At 68.3% G+C, this 17042-nt stretch carries 15 protein-coding genes; 12 read left to right on the forward strand and 3 right to left on the reverse strand.

Going from position 1 to position 17042, the window contains the following annotated elements; genetic code table 11:
- Positions 1-57: 57 nt before the first annotated feature.
- Entirely contained in the window at positions 58-243 is a 186-nt protein-coding gene (locus AC5Y7E_RS13270; protein WP_499921010.1) for a hypothetical protein, read from the reverse strand.
- Positions 244-423: 180 nt separating this feature from the next.
- Here AC5Y7E_RS13270 and AC5Y7E_RS13275 point away from each other — a divergent pair, with 180 nt between their 5' ends.
- The gene (locus tag AC5Y7E_RS13275; protein ID WP_499949355.1) at positions 424-2670 is read left to right on the forward strand and encodes a molybdopterin-dependent oxidoreductase; all 2247 of its coding nucleotides are present in this window, start codon (positions 424-426) and stop codon (positions 2668-2670) included.
- An 18-nt stretch (positions 2671-2688) separates the two neighbouring features.
- Here AC5Y7E_RS13275 and AC5Y7E_RS13280 read toward each other — a convergent pair whose 3' ends face one another.
- On the reverse strand, positions 2689-3534 hold the full coding sequence (locus tag AC5Y7E_RS13280) for an SDR family NAD(P)-dependent oxidoreductase (protein WP_499949356.1): 846 nt from the start codon (positions 3532-3534) through the stop codon (positions 2689-2691).
- Between the two features lie 205 nt (positions 3535-3739).
- Between AC5Y7E_RS13280 and AC5Y7E_RS13285 the strand changes: the two genes are divergently transcribed.
- Positions 3740-4783, forward strand: a complete 1044-nt coding sequence (locus tag AC5Y7E_RS13285; RefSeq protein WP_499949357.1) for an alpha/beta hydrolase — start codon at positions 3740-3742, stop codon at positions 4781-4783.
- Between the two features lie 116 nt (positions 4784-4899).
- Complete coding sequence (locus AC5Y7E_RS13290; protein ID WP_499949359.1) at positions 4900-7566, forward strand: ATP-binding cassette domain-containing protein; 2667 nt, start codon at positions 4900-4902, stop codon at positions 7564-7566.
- Positions 7567-7573: 7 nt separating this feature from the next.
- On the opposite strand, the gene AC5Y7E_RS13295 is transcribed toward AC5Y7E_RS13290, so the two are convergent.
- Positions 7574-7738 carry a hypothetical protein gene (locus AC5Y7E_RS13295; protein WP_499949360.1) on the reverse strand — a complete coding sequence of 55 codons (165 nt, stop codon included), beginning with the start codon at positions 7736-7738 and terminating at the stop codon, positions 7574-7576.
- Positions 7739-7977: 239 nt separating this feature from the next.
- Between AC5Y7E_RS13295 and AC5Y7E_RS13300 the strand changes: the two genes are divergently transcribed.
- The 9 genes from AC5Y7E_RS13300 to fadD1 are packed head-to-tail and all read left to right on the forward strand — an operon-like array spanning position 7978 to position 17039.
- Positions 7978-9156, forward strand: coding sequence for an acyl-CoA dehydrogenase family protein (locus AC5Y7E_RS13300; RefSeq protein WP_499949508.1), 1179 nt, complete (start codon positions 7978-7980; stop codon positions 9154-9156).
- A gap of 15 nt (positions 9157-9171) precedes the next feature.
- Positions 9172-10287 (forward strand): acyl-CoA dehydrogenase family protein, encoded by a 1116-nt coding sequence (locus AC5Y7E_RS13305; protein ID WP_499949362.1) that lies wholly within the window; start codon positions 9172-9174, stop codon positions 10285-10287.
- Positions 10284-10784: a MaoC family dehydratase gene (locus tag AC5Y7E_RS13310; RefSeq protein WP_499921024.1), complete on the forward strand. Its 501-nt coding sequence runs from the start codon at positions 10284-10286 to the stop codon at positions 10782-10784. The genes AC5Y7E_RS13305 and AC5Y7E_RS13310 overlap by 4 nt, the downstream gene beginning before the upstream one ends.
- Before the next feature lie 8 nt (positions 10785-10792).
- Positions 10793-11239 carry a MaoC/PaaZ C-terminal domain-containing protein gene (locus tag AC5Y7E_RS13315; protein ID WP_499949363.1) on the forward strand — a complete coding sequence of 149 codons (447 nt, stop codon included), beginning with the start codon at positions 10793-10795 and terminating at the stop codon, positions 11237-11239.
- On the forward strand, positions 11236-12438 hold the full coding sequence (locus AC5Y7E_RS13320; RefSeq protein WP_499949365.1) for a thiolase family protein: 1203 nt from the start codon (positions 11236-11238) through the stop codon (positions 12436-12438). Before AC5Y7E_RS13315 ends, AC5Y7E_RS13320 begins: the two co-directional genes overlap by 4 nt.
- A 2-nt stretch (positions 12439-12440) precedes the next feature.
- Entirely contained in the window at positions 12441-12842 is a 402-nt protein-coding gene (locus AC5Y7E_RS13325; RefSeq protein ID WP_499949366.1) for a Zn-ribbon domain-containing OB-fold protein, read from the forward strand.
- Positions 12839-13831: an alpha/beta hydrolase gene (locus AC5Y7E_RS13330; protein ID WP_499949367.1), complete on the forward strand. Its 993-nt coding sequence runs from the start codon at positions 12839-12841 to the stop codon at positions 13829-13831. The genes AC5Y7E_RS13325 and AC5Y7E_RS13330 overlap by 4 nt, the downstream gene beginning before the upstream one ends.
- Entirely contained in the window at positions 13828-15423 is a 1596-nt protein-coding gene (locus tag AC5Y7E_RS13335; protein ID WP_499949368.1) for a flavin-containing monooxygenase, read from the forward strand. The genes AC5Y7E_RS13330 and AC5Y7E_RS13335 overlap by 4 nt, the downstream gene beginning before the upstream one ends.
- A complete protein-coding gene (fadD1, locus tag AC5Y7E_RS13340; RefSeq protein WP_499949370.1) occupies positions 15420-17039 on the forward strand; it encodes a fatty-acid--CoA ligase FadD1 in 1620 nt (539 codons plus the stop codon). Before AC5Y7E_RS13335 ends, fadD1 begins: the two co-directional genes overlap by 4 nt.
- Positions 17040-17042: the final 3 nt, after the last annotated feature.

A 17042-nucleotide genomic window follows, 5' to 3' on the forward strand; every position in this document is an offset into this window, starting at 1 on the left:
GCCTTGCCGACGTCCGCTCTCGAGAATCGCGCCGGCAGTTGGCCTTTCGCGGTCGCGTTACCTGACGATGTGGGGCCGGAAACCGTACCGGGCCGTGGGCGTGACCCCGTTCAGGTCGAAGACGGCAATCAGGGCACGCAGCAACGCCGGCGACCAGTCTTCCCAGGGCTGCGCGTCAACGCGATCGAGCAGCTCACCGCGCAGGTATTCGATGCCCGCGGGCTGCTGATGGTCGGTGCTCAACTAGCCGATTCCTTCCGGGTTACGTGCTGGTGCTTTGACGTTAGGGCGGGCGCAGCACGCATGTACAGTCGACTGGCCAAATTCAAATCTGTCTCGGAGGCCGGCGGCGGGCCCTTGGCCGGCTGAGCAAGAATCTGTTCACCACTTCCGCTACCCACGGTAGCGGAATACAGTGGGTGGATGAGACCGGGCGAAGACGGTACGCACCTGCGCACGTGTCCGTTGTGTGAAGCCATGTGCGGCTTGGCAATTCACGTCGAGGGCGGCCCCGAAAACGGAAAAGTCACCAGCATTCGCGGCAACCGCGACGACGTGTGGAGCCGCGGACATCTATGCCCCAAAGGCACCTCGCTTGCGGCGCTGCACGACGATCCGGACCGCATCCGCCAGCCGATGATCAAGGTCGACGGCAAGTGGCGGGAAGTCAGCTGGGATGCGGCGTTTCGCCGCTGCACCGAACTCTTTACCCCGGTGATCGAGAAGTACGGCATCAAGGCGGTCACCGCCTACACCGGAAACCCGCTGGCGCATTCGTTCTCGCTGGCCCGCTACGCGGGCGTGCTGATGGGCATGTCCGGCATGCCGGTCACGTATTCGCCGGGCACGGTCGACCAATGGCCGAAGAACCTGTCCTCGCATCTGATGTACGGGCGGTGGTGGAACTTCCCGGTCCCCGACATCGAACGCACCGACCTGCTGGTGATCATGGGCGCCAACCCGGCCGCGTCACAGGGTTCGCTGTTGGCCGCGCCCAACGTCATGAACCTGATCGACGGGATTCGCAACCGCGGCAAGGTGATCGTGATCGACCCGGTGCGAACCCTGACCGCCGCGCGCGCCGACGAGTGGCTTCCCATCGTGCCGGGAACCGACGCGGCCCTGTTGCTGGCCGTCGCACACACCCTGTTCGACGAAGACCTCGTCAACCCTGGCCCGCGCGTCGACGGTGTCGACACCATGCGGCGCGCCGTCGCGGACTGGCCACCCGAACGGGTCAGCGCCGTCACGGGCATCGACGAGGACCGCATTCGCCGGCTGGCCCGCGAGCTGGCCGGCACCGAGAAATCGGTGGTATACGGCCGAATCGGCCTGTGCAACCAGGAGTTCGGCAGCGTGGCCAGCTGGCTGGTCGACGTCGTCAACATCCTCATCGGGCATTTCGACACCCCCGGCGGTGCGATGTTCCCCAAACCGGCGGCATGGTCGATCACCACCGAACCGCTGCCCGGACTCGAGGGCGGTGTGCCGGAATTCGGTCGTTGGCACACCCGGGTCCGCGGCGCCAAGGAGGTGCTCGGCCAGGCCCCGGTGTCGTGCATGGCCGAGGAGATCGCCACACCGGGTGATGGGCAGCTCAAGGCACTGATCACGGTCGCGGGAAATCCGGTGCTGTCCACCCCCGCCGGGGACAAGCTCGACGGAGTACTGCCGATGCTGGAAGCGATGATCTCCGTTGACCTTTGGCTCAACGAGACGACGCGGCACGCCGACGTGATCCTGCCCGGCCTGTCCCCGCTCGAGCAGCCGCACCACGACGACCTGATCCTGCTCTTCGCCATCCGCAGCATCGCGAATTATTCTGCGCCGGTATTCGATCCGGGCGATCGCCCGCACGAATGGGAGATCCTGATCCGGCTGACCGGTCTGTGCACCGGAACCCCCGCCGAAGACGTCGATGTCGCCGCGATCGACGACGGCTTCTTCGATTATCTGGCCTTCACCAAAGGGCTCGACGGGGAACAGATCCGCAAGCTGTACGAGCGCGGCGGCCCGGAACGAATGCTCGACCTCACATTGCGCACCGGGCCCTTCGGCGACCAGTACGGCAAGAACCCGGGTGGGCTCACCCTGGACCTGCTCAAGGCCAACCCGAACGGCATCGACTTCGGGCCGATGGTGCCGCAACTGCCCGACCTGCTTGGCACGCCCGACAAAAAGATCCGGCTCGCCCCGCAGTATCTGCTCGACGACCTGCCGCGGCTGGCCGCGCGCATGGATCGCCCCGCCGAGCCGCTCGTCCTCGTGAGCCGACGGCACCTGCGATCCAACAACAGCTGGCTGCACAACGTGCCCGCGCTGATGAAGGGGAAAGACCGGTGCACGTTGCTGATTCACCCCGACGACGCGGCCCGGTGCGGCGTCACCGACAACGAGATCGTGACCGTGAAATCCGAGGCAGGCGAGATCAAGGTGCCGGTCGAAATCACCGACTCCATCAAGCCCGGTGTGGTGTCGATGCCGCACGGCTGGGGGCACGGCAAGCCGGGCACCCGCATCTCGGTCGCCAACGACTCGCCCGGCGCGAACACCAATGTGCTCTCCCCGCCGACGTTCGTCGACGAGCCGTCGGGCAACGGGGTGCTCAACGGCATCCCGGTCACGATCATCGACGATCAAGCCCGATTCCGGCCGGCGCCGACCACGTGAGCCCGGTGCACCCCCCGATCAGGGGGCAATGGGCCGATTTGTCCACTGGCGGTCGGGCCGGCGCGTGGACCGGAACCATCCGCCGGCAGCCCCGGTACCGCCGTCGGTGGGGATGACATGGCCGGTGACGAAGCCCGAGAGATCCGAAGCCAAGAACAGGATGACCCTGGCCTGATCCTCGGGCAGGCCCATCCGCCCGACAGGGACCCATTGCGGCCATTGCGTCTGTTCGTCGGCCGAAAGCCATTGCGAATACGGCACTTGCAGGGATTCGGTGACGTCGGGCGCGATGGCGTTGACCCGCACGCCGTCGTTGCCCACTTGAACCGCGAGGCTGCGAGTGAACGCGTTGACGGCGGATTTGAAGGCGGCATACACCGGGTCCTCCGGGTAGCCCCGCAGCCCCTCGACCGACGAGACGTTCACGATCGCGCCCGTGCGCCGCTCGACCATAGCCGGCAGAAACGCATGCGTCAGCAGGAAGACGTGGTGCAGGTTGATCCGGTACAGCTCGTCCCACAGCTGCGGGTCGGTGTCGACGAAATTTCCGGGATGGCGCAGCCAATGGCCCACGTTGTTGACCAGCACGTCGACCCGGCCAGACCGGTCGAGCACGGTGCGGGCCAAGCGGGCGACCTGGCCGGGGTCTCGGACGTCGGTGACCACGGCTGAAGCCGACCCGCCGGATTCGGTGATCGAGGCGGCCGTCGCGCCGGCGAGGTCGGCGTCGACGTCGGCGATCACCACATCGGCACCATGTTGGGCGAACAACTCCGCGGTCGCCGCGCCGATGCCCCCAGCGCCGCCCGTGACGACCGCCACCCGGTCGGTCAGCAGCGGTTCCGCGGGTTTAGCGTGTGCCATCGCTCATATATAGGCCATTCGGGGACCTCGGCAACAGCCGATCCGGTCCGCGCAGACCCGCGCGGAAGCCCCGAGAGAGATGAACGGGTGATACCCGTCTCTGCAGCCAGCAAACAGTGATCTACACAACATTTCTCGCGCGTTAATTTGCAGTTAACCACCAACGATGGCGGGTATTCGCCCCCCACTTAGGAGGTTGACATCGATGGCGAGCACGGCCGAACCGACGCATATTCTGCCGAGTGTGGCGATGACGCGGCGCGTCCATCACCGTCATAGTCCGCAGTCGGTTGCCGTCGGGCTGGCCAGTCGGCTCATCGTGAAGAACACCGTCCGCGCGTGGGCCATGAGCCCGAACCTGCACTGGCCGTTCGAGTACGTGGACGGAGTCGCGGGTCTTGTCCCACAATTCGGGTCAAAAGCGAGGATCGAGCGGGTGCGGTTGGACCACTGCGCCGCCGAATGGGTTCGCGCTCCCGGCGTGTCGGGGGAGCGGGCAATCCTGTATCTGCACGGTGGCGCGTTTTTGACCTGCGGCCTCAACACCCACCGCTCGATGGTGACCCGCTTGTCGCAGGCGGCCGACGCCGCCGTGCTCACCGTCGCTTACCGCAAGCTGCCCGCGCATCACATCACCGACGCCATCGACGACGGCATCAGCGGCCTGCGCTGGCTGCTGGATCACGGCTTCGACGGCGACCAGATAGTCGTGGGCGGCGACTCCGCGGGCGGATACCTGGCGTTCATGACCACGCTCCTGGCGATCCAGGAGGGAATCGTGGAACCGGCCGGAGTCGCGACCGTCTCGCCGTTCACCGACACCGATCCGGTGCGAAAACTCAAGCACCGCAACGCGCGAAAGTGCTCGATGTTCACCCGCCGGGCCTTCTCGCGGTTCGCCCAATTCCTCGATAGCGCGCAGGTGGTGGAAGGCCGGGGCGACTCCACGGTTGCCTCCCCGGTGGACGCCGATCTGTCCTCGTTACCGCCGGTGATGATCCACGCCAGCTCGGACGAGTTGCTGCTCGCCGATGCCGAGCTGATGGCGAAGCGCTTGGAAGCCAGCGGGATCCACTGCGATCTGCACCTGTGGGACGGCCAGATCCACGACTTCCCGATAGCGGCCGACATCTTGCCCGAGGGCAGGCGGGCGATCAAATACCTGGGGGACTTCGTCAAGGACGTCACCGGCGCTCGCGCCAAGGTCCTCAGCTTGCGCAGCCTGCGCAATGCCGCGGTGGCCGGTTGAAGGCGTCGAAAGTAACTGCACCGCAGGCGCTTCCCGCGGCGATGCGGTTGGGGGCAACAGTGCCCGACGAACAACCCCGCGCATGAGCCGCGCCGCTGCCGTTACAGTTGGTCCTGATGACTTCACCAGCCCCGCCTGCGCTGACCGTGCGCTACGAGGGATCCGAACGCACCTTCGCGCCGGGCAACGATGTGGTGATCGGGCGTGACCTTCGCGCCGACCTGCGAGTCGCCCATCCGCTGATCTCCCGCACCCACCTGATCGTGCGGTATGACCAGGGCCGATGGATCGCCGTCGACAATGGCAGCCTCAACGGCCTCTACGTCCACAGCCGCCGCGTCCCGGCCGTCGACATCCAGGATGGGCTGCGGGTCAACGTCGGCAATCCGGACGGCCCGGCGCTCACCTTCGAGGTCGGCCGCCACCAGGGCTCGGCCGGGCGGCCCCCGCTGACGACGTCGATACCGATCGTCAGCGACCCCGCCGTACCGCGGGCACGGGCGCCCCAGAGTCTGCCAGGGGCCACGCAGCACCCCGGCCAGCCGCAGCAGCCGGCGTCCGCCTCGTTCCGGCACCCCGTCCATCCGCCCACCACGGCGCAGCCGAGTCAGCCGGCCGGCGCAGCCACGCCGAGCTATTCGTCCGAGCCGCCGCCGCGGCCCGCGACCAGCGGTCCGCCGAGCCCCCCACCGAGCGGACCCCAACCCGCCCCCCAGATTTACCGGTCGCCCTCGGCGCACGCGGCGCCGCCGACCAGCGCGGCGCCGGCGGCGCCCCAGACGGGACGCGCCGGCGGTGACGCGTCGGTCATCGCGACGTCGATGATGAAGATTCTGCGGCCGGGCAAGGCCGGCCCGGATGTGCCGGGCGCGATCAAGATCGGGCGCGCCAACGACAACGACATCGTCATCCCCGAAGTGCTCGCATCGCGGCACCACGCGACCCTGATTCCGACGCCCACCGGCACCGAGATCCACGACAACCGCAGCATCAACGGCACCTTCGTCAACGGCGTCCGGGTCGATTCGGCCGTGCTGCACGACGGCGACGTGGTCACCATCGGCAACATCGACCTGGTCTTCCACGGCGGCAACCTGGCCCGCCGCGACCAGACCGCGACCGCGACGCGCAGCGGCGGCCTCGATGTGCGGGGGGTGACCTGGACGATCGAGAACAACAAAACGCTGCTCGACAACATCTCGCTGACCGCGCTGCCCGGCACGCTGACGGCCGTCATCGGGCCGTCCGGCGCGGGCAAGTCGACCTTCGCCCGTTTGGTCGCCGGGTACACGCACCCGACGACGGGGACCGTGTCGTTCGAGGGCCACAACATCCATGCCGAGTACGCCTCGTTGCGCAGCAGGATCGGGATGGTGCCGCAGGACGACGTGGTGCACGGACAGCTGACCGTGCAGCAGGCGCTGATGTACGCCGCAGAGCTGCGGCTGCCGCCGGACACCACGAAAGATGACCGCGCCCAGGTGGTGGCGCGGGTGCTCGAAGAACTCGAGATGACCCAGCACCTGCACACCCGGGTGGACAAGCTGTCCGGCGGCCAGCGCAAGCGCGCGTCGGTGGCGCTCGAGCTGCTCACCGGGCCGTCGCTGCTGATCCTCGACGAGCCGACCTCAGGCCTGGATCCGGCGCTGGACCGCCAGGTGATGACCATGTTGCGGCAGCTGGCCGACGCCGGCCGGGTGGTGCTTGTGGTCACCCACTCGCTGACCTACCTGGACGTCTGCGACCAGGTGCTACTGCTGGCCCCCGGCGGCAAGACGGCGTTCTGTGGGCCGCCCGGCCAGATCGGTCCCGCAATGGGCACCACCAACTGGGCCGACATCTTCAGCACCGTCGCCAGCGATCCCGACGGGTCCCGGGCGCGCTACCTGGCCCGAACGGGCCCGCCGCCCGCTCCGCCGCCCGCCGAGAAACCGGCCGAGCTGGGCGATCCCGCGCACACCAGCCTGGTCCGGCAGTTCTCCACGATCGCCAGACGACAGATGCGGCTGATCATCTCGGACCGCGGCTACTTCCTGTTCCTCGCGCTGCTGCCGTTCATCATGGGGTCGTTGTCCATGTCGGTGCCCGGCGATGTCGGCTTCGGGATTCCGAACCCGCTCGGCGCCGCGCCCAACGAGCCCGGGCAGATCCTGGTGCTGCTCAACGTCGGCGCGGTGTTCATGGGGACCGCCCTGACCATCCGCGACCTCATCGGTGAGCGCGCGATCTTCCTGCGGGAACAGGCGGTCGGATTGTCTACGTCGGCATACCTGTTGGCCAAGGTCTGCGTGTACACGGTCTTCGCGATCGTGCAGTCGGCGATCGTCAGCGTCATCGCGGTGCTCGGCAAGGGCGCCCCGACTCAGGGCGCCGTGGCGCTGGGCAAGCCGGCTCTGGAGCTGTTCGCCGACGTCGCGCTGACGTGCGTGGCGTCGGCCATGCTGGGGCTGGCGCTGTCGGCCGTCGCCAAGTCCAACGAGCAGATCATGCCGCTGCTGGTGGTCGCCGTCATGTCGCAGCTGGTGTTCTCCGGTGGAATGATTCCGGTCACCGCGCGCGTCGGGCTCGACCAGATGTCCTGGGCTACCCCGGCGCGGTGGGGATTCGCGGCGTCGGCCTCGACCGCCGACCTGACCAAGCTGGTGCCCGGGCCGCTCACCCCGAAGGACTCGCACTGGAAGCACACCGCGGCGACGTGGTGGTTCGACGTCGGGATGCTGTTCGCCATCAGCGCCGTCTACCTGGGCTTCGTGCGCTTCAAGATCCGCCTGCGCGGCGGCTGAGGCCCGTTCAGGCGCCCTTGCGGACCATCTGTTCGGCCGCCGCACGCATCCGGTCGGACAGTTGCAGCAGGTCGTGCTCGCCCACGCCCAGCGGCAGCGTGTACGCCAGCTGCCGCAATTCGACGGCGTAATTGCGCAGATCTTCGCGGAGACGCATCTCAACAGTGGGCATGACTTCTCCTGGGGCTCGGCAGGATGCCTGGTCCCCGTCGACCGGCCGATCCGTCAATCTTCGCAGCCGGTCCGGATGACCGCGAGAGGGTCGACGCGTATTAACGGGAGTTTGACAGCGTGTTTACAGTCCGAACGGCGCTCGAGCAGTACGCGGCCCCGAAATTGCCGGCACCATCTCGCCGTGGCGTTACGCTGACGACGCTCGGTGAAAGCATGCGGAAAGGCACAGGCGCCGGAATGGATTTCGAACTCGACAGTGGGCAGCGCGCCTGGCTCACCGAGGTTCGTGAATTTCTCGCAGTCAACGTCACCCCGGAGTTGCGCGCCGAGCTCGCCGAGCACGACTTGGAATTCCCCGACGGCGAGGTGGCCCGGTTTCGGCGCAAGATCGGGGCCAAGGGCTGGTTCGGACTGAACTGGCCGCGCGAGTACGGCGGGCTGGGCCTCGGCGCCACGTACCTGCATCTGTTGATGAGCGAATTCGAGTATTGGGGCGTGCCCGGTCCCGACCTGACGGTGACATCCGTGGCGCCGATGATCATGCGGCACGGCACCGAGCGCAACAAGACCGACTGGCTGCCCCTGATCGCGCGGGGCGAAATGATCTGCGCGGTCGGCTATTCCGAGCCGGATGCGGGCACCGACCTGGCCAGCCTGCGGACCAGCGCCACCCGGGACGGCGAAGAATGGGTGATCAACGGCACCAAGATCTGGAACAGCGGCGCCCAGCGCGCCACGCACGAATGGCTCTGCGTCCGTACCGATCCCAGTGGCGCCCGGCATCGCGGCATCTCGGTCATCATCGTGCCGATCGACAGCCCGGGCGTCGAAATCCGTCCGCTGTACGCATGGTCGGGCTATCGCACCAACGAGGTGCGATTCCATGACGTGCGAGTGCCGGCCACCAACCTGGTCGGCGAGGTCAACCGCGGCTGGACCTACATCACCGGCGCGCTCGATCTCGAACGCGGGGCGCTGACCAACGCCGGAGACCTCCGGCGCGCCGTCGAGGAATTGCACGAGCTGGCGCGCCGCCCGCGGCGCGACGGGACCGTGCCCGCCGACGATCCGTCGCTTCGCAGGCGGCTGGTGCAGGCGGAGGCCGACGTCGCGGTGGCCGTTCTGATGGGCTACGAGGCGGCGTCGATCCTGGATTCGGGCGTGATACCCACCGTCGAGGTCAGCGTCGAAAAAGTGTTCACCAGCGAGCTACGCCAGCGCATCGCCGACCTGGCGCTCGACCTCCTCGGCCCCGACGGCCTGCTGGCGCACCGCGGCGAACAGGCCCCGCTGGCGGGCAAATTCGAGCGGCTCTACCGGGCCGCCCCGCTGATGCGCTTCGGCGGCGGTACCAACGAGGTGCTGCGCGACATCATCGCCCAGCGCGGGCACGGAATGCCCTCCTATGGGCGCTGATTCAAAACGCCGCGGATGAAGACGATCCCCACCGCCGAACAGCGCGAGTTCGCGGCCGCCTTGCGCGCAGTGCTTGCCGCCGAGAACCCCATCGAGCTGGTGCGCGCACTCGACGAACCCGGGGCGGACCGCCGCACGCCGGCATTGTGGAAGGCGCTGGCCGGTGCGGGCGTCTTCGGCCTGGCCATCGACGAGGAGTACGGCGGGGCCGGCGGCTCCCTCGACGACCTCGCCGTCTTCTACACCGAGGGCGGCCGCGCGCTGTGCCCGACGACCGTGCACAGCAGCGTTGTGGCCGCGCTGGCCATCGACCAGCTCGGCTCGCCGGACGACAAGGCCCGCTGGCTGCCGTCGCTCGCGTCCGGAAGCGCACCGGCCACCACCGCGCTCTGGAACGCGCGCGACGCCGCGCTCGTCGCCCCCGCGCTGCGCGCCGATCGGGCCGCACACGGCTGGCGGCTCGACGGAACCGCGGACTACGTCCTCGATGCCGACGTCGCCGATCTTGTCGTGGTGTCGGCCGCGGCGGGCGGGCGCACCCTGGCCTTCGTCGTCGACATCCGCGGTGCCGGCGTGGAACCGCTCGACATGGCCGGTGGCCTCCGCGCCTTCACGCTGCGCTTCGACGGCGTCGCCGCCGACGTGGCGCTGGAGGTCACCACACCGGCGCTGCGCCGGCTGGCGAACACCGCGGTGGCGCTGGGATCGCTGGATCTGGTCGGAGTCGGCCAGGCGGTGCTGGACCGCACCGTCGACTACACCAAGCTGCGTCATCAATTCGGCCGGCCCATCGCGTCGTTCCAGGCCGCCCAGCATCTGATCGCCAACATGCACATCGCCGTGTCGGCCGCGCGATTGGCCGCGCACGCGGCGGTGTTCTGGCTGGGTCGCGGCCGCATCGCGACCAGGCAGACGGCCATCGCACGCATGCACGCGGCCACCGCCGCCCGGTTGACCACGTTGGACGCCCACCAACTCCACGGCGGCATGGGGTACGTCACCGAGACCGACCTGCACCTGTGGAGCGAGCGGGCAAGGTTCGCTTCGACTTTCGGCGGCGGAGCCGACATCGCCGCCGGCTGGCTCGAACAAAGCCTGCACCACGAGACAGACGAAGGGGAGCGCCGTTGAGCGAGGACAGTCTGATCGACGCGGAATCGGCGTCGCGCGTCGGCACCGTCGCCGCGTCGGCAACCGGCGAGGTGAACCGGCGCGATTGGCAACGCTGGGCGGCGGCGGTCGGCGACCACAACCCGCTGTATTTCGACCCGGATTACGCCAGGGCCAATGGATATCGCGACATCATCTGCCCCCCGCTGTTCCTGCAGTACGCCATCCTCGGCGTATCGCCGCTGGGTTCGCTGCGTCCCGATGGGTCGTCCGGCGCGGTCTCCGGCAGTTTGGCGTTTCCGCGCGCCCCCAAGCGGATGGCCGGCGGGGAGAGCTTCACGTTCCACCTGCCCGCGTATCACCGCGACGATATCGAAATGGTCCGAACCATCTCCTCGATCGTCGAAAAGCGGGGCCGCTCCGGCGCATTCGTGCTCGTCACCTGGCACACGGTGTACCACAACCAGCATCGCGACCTGCTGGCCGAAGCGTCGACGTCGATGATCGCCCGACCCTAGGAATTCCATTGGCCGAAAAACAGGTCTTCTACGACGACATCGTCGTCGGCGAGCACACTCCGACGCTGACCGTCACCGTCGACGAAACCCAGATGTTCTTCTTTTCCGCGGCCACCTACAACGGCCACCGGATTCACTACGACAAAGAGTGGGCGCGCGACACCGAAGGCTACGACAACGTCCTGGTTCACGGCCCGCTGCAGGCGGCGTTGCTGGCCCGCGCACTCGGCGACTGGATGGGCGGGCGCGGGCGGCTGGTGTCGTTCTCGGTGCAGAACCGGGCGGTCGCGTATCCCGGTGAGTCGCTCAGCTTCGGCGGCGAGGTCACCGGTAAACGGCTGACCGACACGGGAACCGGGCTGGTCGATCTCGTCATCGCCGGGCGCCGCGGGGACACGATCCTGATGCCGGGGACGGCGACCGTCGAGCTGCCGATGCGGGGAGCCTCGCGGTGACCGGGCTGCGCGGCGAGGCGGCAATCGTCGGCATCGCGGAGTTGCCCGCGCAGCGCCGCCCCACCCGCGCTCCGCTGTTCACCCTCGACCAGTACGCGGTGCTCGCGAAGATGGTCATCGAGGACGCCGGGGTCGAGCCCCGCCGCGTCAACGGTCTGCTGACCCACGGCGTCGCCGAGTCGGCCATGTTCGCGCCGGCCACCCTGTGCGAATACCTGGGTCTGGCATTGGATTTCGGTGAGCGGGTCGACCTCGGCGGAGCCACCGCCGCCGGAATGATCTGGCGTGCGGCGGCGGCCGTCGAACTCGGCATCTGCGACGCCGCGCTCGCCGTCGTACCGGGATCGGCGTCGGTGCCCCAGTCCGAGCGCCGACCAAAACCCGACCCGAATTGGTATGGGGCGTCGTCGAACCACTACGGCTCCCCGCAGGCCGAGTTCGAGATCCCCTACGGCAACGTGGGCCAGAATGCGCCCTACGCGCAGATCGCTCAGCGCTATGCGGCGGAATTCGGGTACGACCCGGCCGCGGTCGCCAAGATCGCCGTCGACCAACGGGCGAACGCGTGCGCGCATCCCGGCGCGGTGTTTCACGGCACCCCGATCACGGTGAACGACGTGCTGGACAGCCCGATGATCGCCGACCCGATCCACCTGCTGGAGACGGTGATGCGCGTGCACGGGGGAGTGGGAGTGCTGATCGCCAACGCCGATATCGCCCGCCGCGGCCGCAACCGCCCGGTGTGGATCAGGGGCTTCGGCGAACACATCGCCTTCAAGACGCCGACCTACGCCGAGGACCTGTTGTCCACCCCGATCGCGCGGGCCGCCGACCGGGCGTTCGCGATGGCCGGGCTGGACCGTTCCGATGTCGACGTCGCGTCGATCTATGACTGCTACACCATCACGGTGCTGATGAGCCTCGAGGACGCCGGATTCTGCACGAAAGGCGAAGGCATGTCGTGGGTCAGCGAGCACGACCTGACCTACCGCGGCGACTTCCCCCTCAACACCGCCGGGGGCCAGCTGTCCTTCGGCCAGGCCGGCATGGCCGGCGGCATGCACCACGTGGTCGACGGCGCCCGCCAGATCATGGGCCGGGCAGGGGACGCGCAGGTGCCCGACTGCCACACGGCGTTCGTGACCGGCAACGGCGGCATCATGAGCGAGCAGGTCGCACTGCTCATGCGGGGGGATTAAGCATGAGCTATCCCGTCCCGGAGCCCACGCCCGTCTCCCAGCCGTTCTGGGACGGCCTGGCGCAGCACCGGATCCTGGTGCAGTACTCGCCGTCGTCACAGCGCTACGTGTTCTATCCGCGCACGCTGACACCGGGCACGCTGGCCGACGACTTGGAATGGCGCGAAATCGACGGTGCCGCAACGCTGTACACGTTCACGATCGCCCGCCGGCCCACCGGCCCGCCGTGGGCCGACGCGCTGCCGCAGTTACTCGCGGTGGTGCAATGGGATGCCGGACCGAAATTCAGCACCGAACTGGTGGACGTCGACCCTGGCGACATCCGGATCGGGATGCGGGTGGAGCCGGTGTTCTACGATCTGCCTGAAGAGGGCATCACCCTCCTGAAGTATCGGCCCGCATGACCTTGGCGACGAGGTCGGAGGTGCACATGGACGACCCGCTCGACGGCGCGGCGCAGGCGATGCTCGACCAGTTGAACGCCGGGTTCCCGCGCGTCGAGAACATGACCGGCCCGCAGGCGCGCGCCGCGGTGGCCGAGCGACGCATGCCGGTCAACAATCTCGACGACGTCCGCAGCGCCACCGACCGCATGGTTTCAGGCCCCGACGGGGCGGTGCCGGTACGCATCTACGAGCCCCACGGTGCGCCGTCGGCGGACCGAGCCGCGATCGTGTTCTACCACGGGGGCGGATTCGTCTTCTGCGACATCGAATCCCACGACGGATTCTGCCGGGCCCTGGCCCGGGGCGCCCAAGCCGTCGTGGTGTCCGTGGACTACCGCCTGGCCCCCGAGCATCCCGCCCCGGCGGCGGCGCTCGACGCGTTCGCGGCGTTCCGCTGGGCGGTCGACCACGCCGCCGATTTGGGCATCGACCCGGCACGCACCATGGTTGCCGGCGATAGCGCCGGCGGCAACCTGGCCGCGGTCACCGCCCTACTCTGCCGCGACCGCGGGGTCACACCACCCGCGGCGCAGCTGCTGATCTACCCGGCGATCGATCCGACGTTCGACACCGACAGTTATCACCGCTACGCCACCGGGTACTTCAATACCCGCGCAGCGATGCAATGGTACTGGCACCAATACCTGGTCACGCGAACGGTTTTCGATCCGCCCTATTTGGTGGCCCCGGCCCGCGCGGACACCCATGCGGGCCTGGCGCCGGCGGTGATCGTAACGGCCGGGTTGGATCCCCTGCACAGCGAGGGCTGCGACTACGCGCACCGGTTGCGCCACGCGGGAGTGCCCGTCGTGCACCGGGACTTTCCCGGGTTGTTCCACGGCTTCATGACGATCCAGGCGTTTGCACCCGCGGCATCGGCCCAGCAGCTGGTCTGCGCCGACCTGCGCGAGCTGCTGCATCCGGCGGATCGGAGCGCGGCGTCGTGACCGAAGTCAGTGACGTCATCGTCATCGGCGCCGGGTTCGCCGGGCTCTACGCCGTGCACCGGGCCGCCTCGGCGGGCCTTTCGGTGACCGCGATCGAGGCCGCGCCCGACGTGGGCGGCACTTGGTACTGGAACCGCTACCCGGGCGCGCGCTGCGATGTCGAAAGTGTCGACTATTCCTACTCTTTCGACGAAGAACTGCAACAGAGCTGGCAGTGGACCGAACGCTTCGCCGCCCAGCCGGAGATCCTGGCCTACCTGCGGCACGTCGCCGACCGCTTCGATCTGCGGCGCCACTATCGGTTCGGCGTCGACGCCGTCGGCGCCACGTTCGAGCGCGGTCGCTGGCATGTCGACACCGCGACCGGTGAGGCGTTCGCCGCGCAATTCCTGCTGTGCGCAACCGGGTGCCTGTCGGCGGTGAACCGGCCGAACATTCCCGGCGCCCAAGACTTCTCGGGTGAGGTGTATTTCACGGCGGACTGGCCCCGCGACGATCCCGAGCTGCGCGGCAAGCGAGTGGGCCTGATCGGCACCGGATCGTCCGGCATCCAGGTGGCGCCGATCATCGCCGCCAAGGCCGATCACCTGGTGGTATTCCAGCGGTCAGCCAACTACACCATCCCGATGCCCAACCGGCCATGGTCGGTCGAGGAACAGCGCGAGATCCAGGAGCAGTACCCCGAGCGTCGCCGGACCTCCGCGTACGCGGCCGCCGGCACCCCGCACGGCACCTATCACAAGAATGCCCTCGACACCGACGCTCACGAGCGGTCCGAAGCGCTGTGGAAGCGGTGGCGTGAAGGCGGTGTCCTGTTCGCCAAGACCTTCCCCGACCAGACCAGCGACCTGCCGGCCAACGACGTCGCCAGGGCGTTCGCCGAGGAGCGGATCCGGGAGATCGTCGCCGATCCCGTCGTCGCAACGGATCTCATTCCGGTCGATCACCCGATCGGAACCAAACGGATCTGTACCGACGACGGCTACTACGCCACGTTCAACCGCGACAACGTCCGGCTGGTCAACCTGCGCCGCGAGCCCATCGAAGCGATCACCGCGGACGGCGTACGAACCGCCGAAACGACATATCCCTGCGACGTGCTCGTCTTCGCGACCGGGTTCGACGCCATGACCGGGGCGTTGACCCGAATTGACCCGAAAGGTCCAGGGGGACAACGACTCCGCGATACCTGGGCGGACGGCCCGGTGACCTTCCTCGGCCTGATGGTGCCGGGGCTGCCGAACCTGTTCACCATCAGCGGGCCGGGCAGCCCGTCGGTGCTGGCGAACATGGTGCTGCACGCCGAGGTTCAGGTCGACTGGGTCACCCAGCTGGTGCGGACCGCGCGACGGCGGGGGGTGAGCGAGGTCGAGCCACGCCACGATGCGGCGCTCGCCTGGACCCAGCATGTGGCCCAGGCGGCCGAGCGCACGCTGTTCCCCAGGGCGGCATCCTCCTGGTACCTGGGCGCCAACATCGAGGGCAAGAAGCGGGTCTTCATGCCCTACATCGGCGGCTTCGGCACCTACCGGCGCCACTGCGACGAGGTGGCCCGCAACGAATACGCGGGGCTGGTGTTCACGACAAGATGATCGAGACGGTTCAACAGCTGCTGCGGCAACGTCGCCACGACGACACCCCGGCGCTAGTTCACGGCGAGCGGACGTGGACCTGGCGCGAGCATCTCGCCGAGGCAGAGGCGGAGGCCGCGGCGCTCATCTCCCTCGCGGACCCGGGACGACCCGTGCATGTCGGTGCGCTGCTGGGGAACTCGCCGGCGATGTTGCGGGCCATGGCGGCGGCCGCGCTGGGCGGCTACGTGTTGTGCGGGATCAACACCACGAGGCGCGGCGCCGGTTTGTTGTCCGATATCCGGCGCTCCGACTGCCAGATGCTGCTCGTCGACCCCGAGCATGCCGAGCTGCTGGATGGGTTGGATCTCAACGGCATTCAGGTGCTCGATGTGACCGGCCGTCGCTACGCCGCGGCCGTCGCCGCCGCGCCACCGCTGGTCCCGGTCCGCGAGGTGGAATCCGCCGACACCCTGATGATGATCTTCACCTCGGGCACCAGCGGTGACCCGAAGGTGGTCCGGTTCGCCCATGGCATGGCGATCATGTGCGGTGCCAGCCTCATTTATCAATACGAAGTCACCGCCGATGACGTCTGCTACCTGTCGATGCCGCTCTTCCATTCCAACGGCGTCGCCGCCGGGTGGGCGGTCGCCATAGGCTGCGGGGCCACTATGGTGCCGGCGCGGTTTTCGCCGTCCCGTTTCCTCGACGACGTCCGGCGATACCGCGTCACATACCTCAACTACGTCGGCAAGCCGCTGGCATTGATCCTGTCCACGCCCGAACGTCCCGACGACGCCGACAACACGTTGCGGGTGGCGTTCGGCAACGAGGCCACCGATCGCGATATCGCAGAGTTCGCAAGGCGTTTCGGGTGCCGGGTCGTGGACAGCTTCGGTTCCAGCGAATTCGCGGTCATCGTGGTGCGCGAAGACGGCACCCCGGCCGGCTCGATCGGCAAGCCCTATCCGGGGGTGAGCATCTACGACTCGACCACGCTGCGGGAGTGCGAGGTCGCACGGTTCGACGAGCATGGGGCGTTGACCAACTTCGGCGAGGCCGTCGGTGAGCTGGTGAACACCCAGGGTGCGGGGCCGTTTGCCGGCTACTACAACGACCCGGGCGCCACGGCCGAGCGGATGCGGCACGGGATGTACTGGTCGGGTGACCTGGCCTACCGCGACGCGGACGGCTGGATCTATCTCGCCGGACGGACCGCCGACTGGATGCGGGTGGACGGGGAGAACCTGGCGGCCGGCCCGATCGAGCGAATTCTGGCGCGGCTGCCCGCAATCAGCCAGGTCGCCGTGTACGCGGTTCCCGACGACCGGGTGGGCGACCAGGTGATGGCCGCCCTGGTGCTGCGGCCCGGGGCGAGCCTGAGCCCGGACGATTTCGAGAGATTCCTTGCCGCCCAGGCCGACCTGTCGCCGAAGGCGTGGCCGCGCTATGTGCGCATCAACGATCAGCTGCCGGCGACCGCGACGAACAAGATCCTCAAGCGCACGCTGATCGCCGCGGGTGTCACCGCACAGGATGGGCAGTTGTGGACGCGCCCCGCACGCGGCACCGATTATGCGCCGGTGGGCGAAAACGCCACCGGCCGTGCGGCATCCGGCGTCTCGGGGGCATGACCC

This window comes from Mycobacterium sp. NGS17 (genome assembly GCF_059813205.1).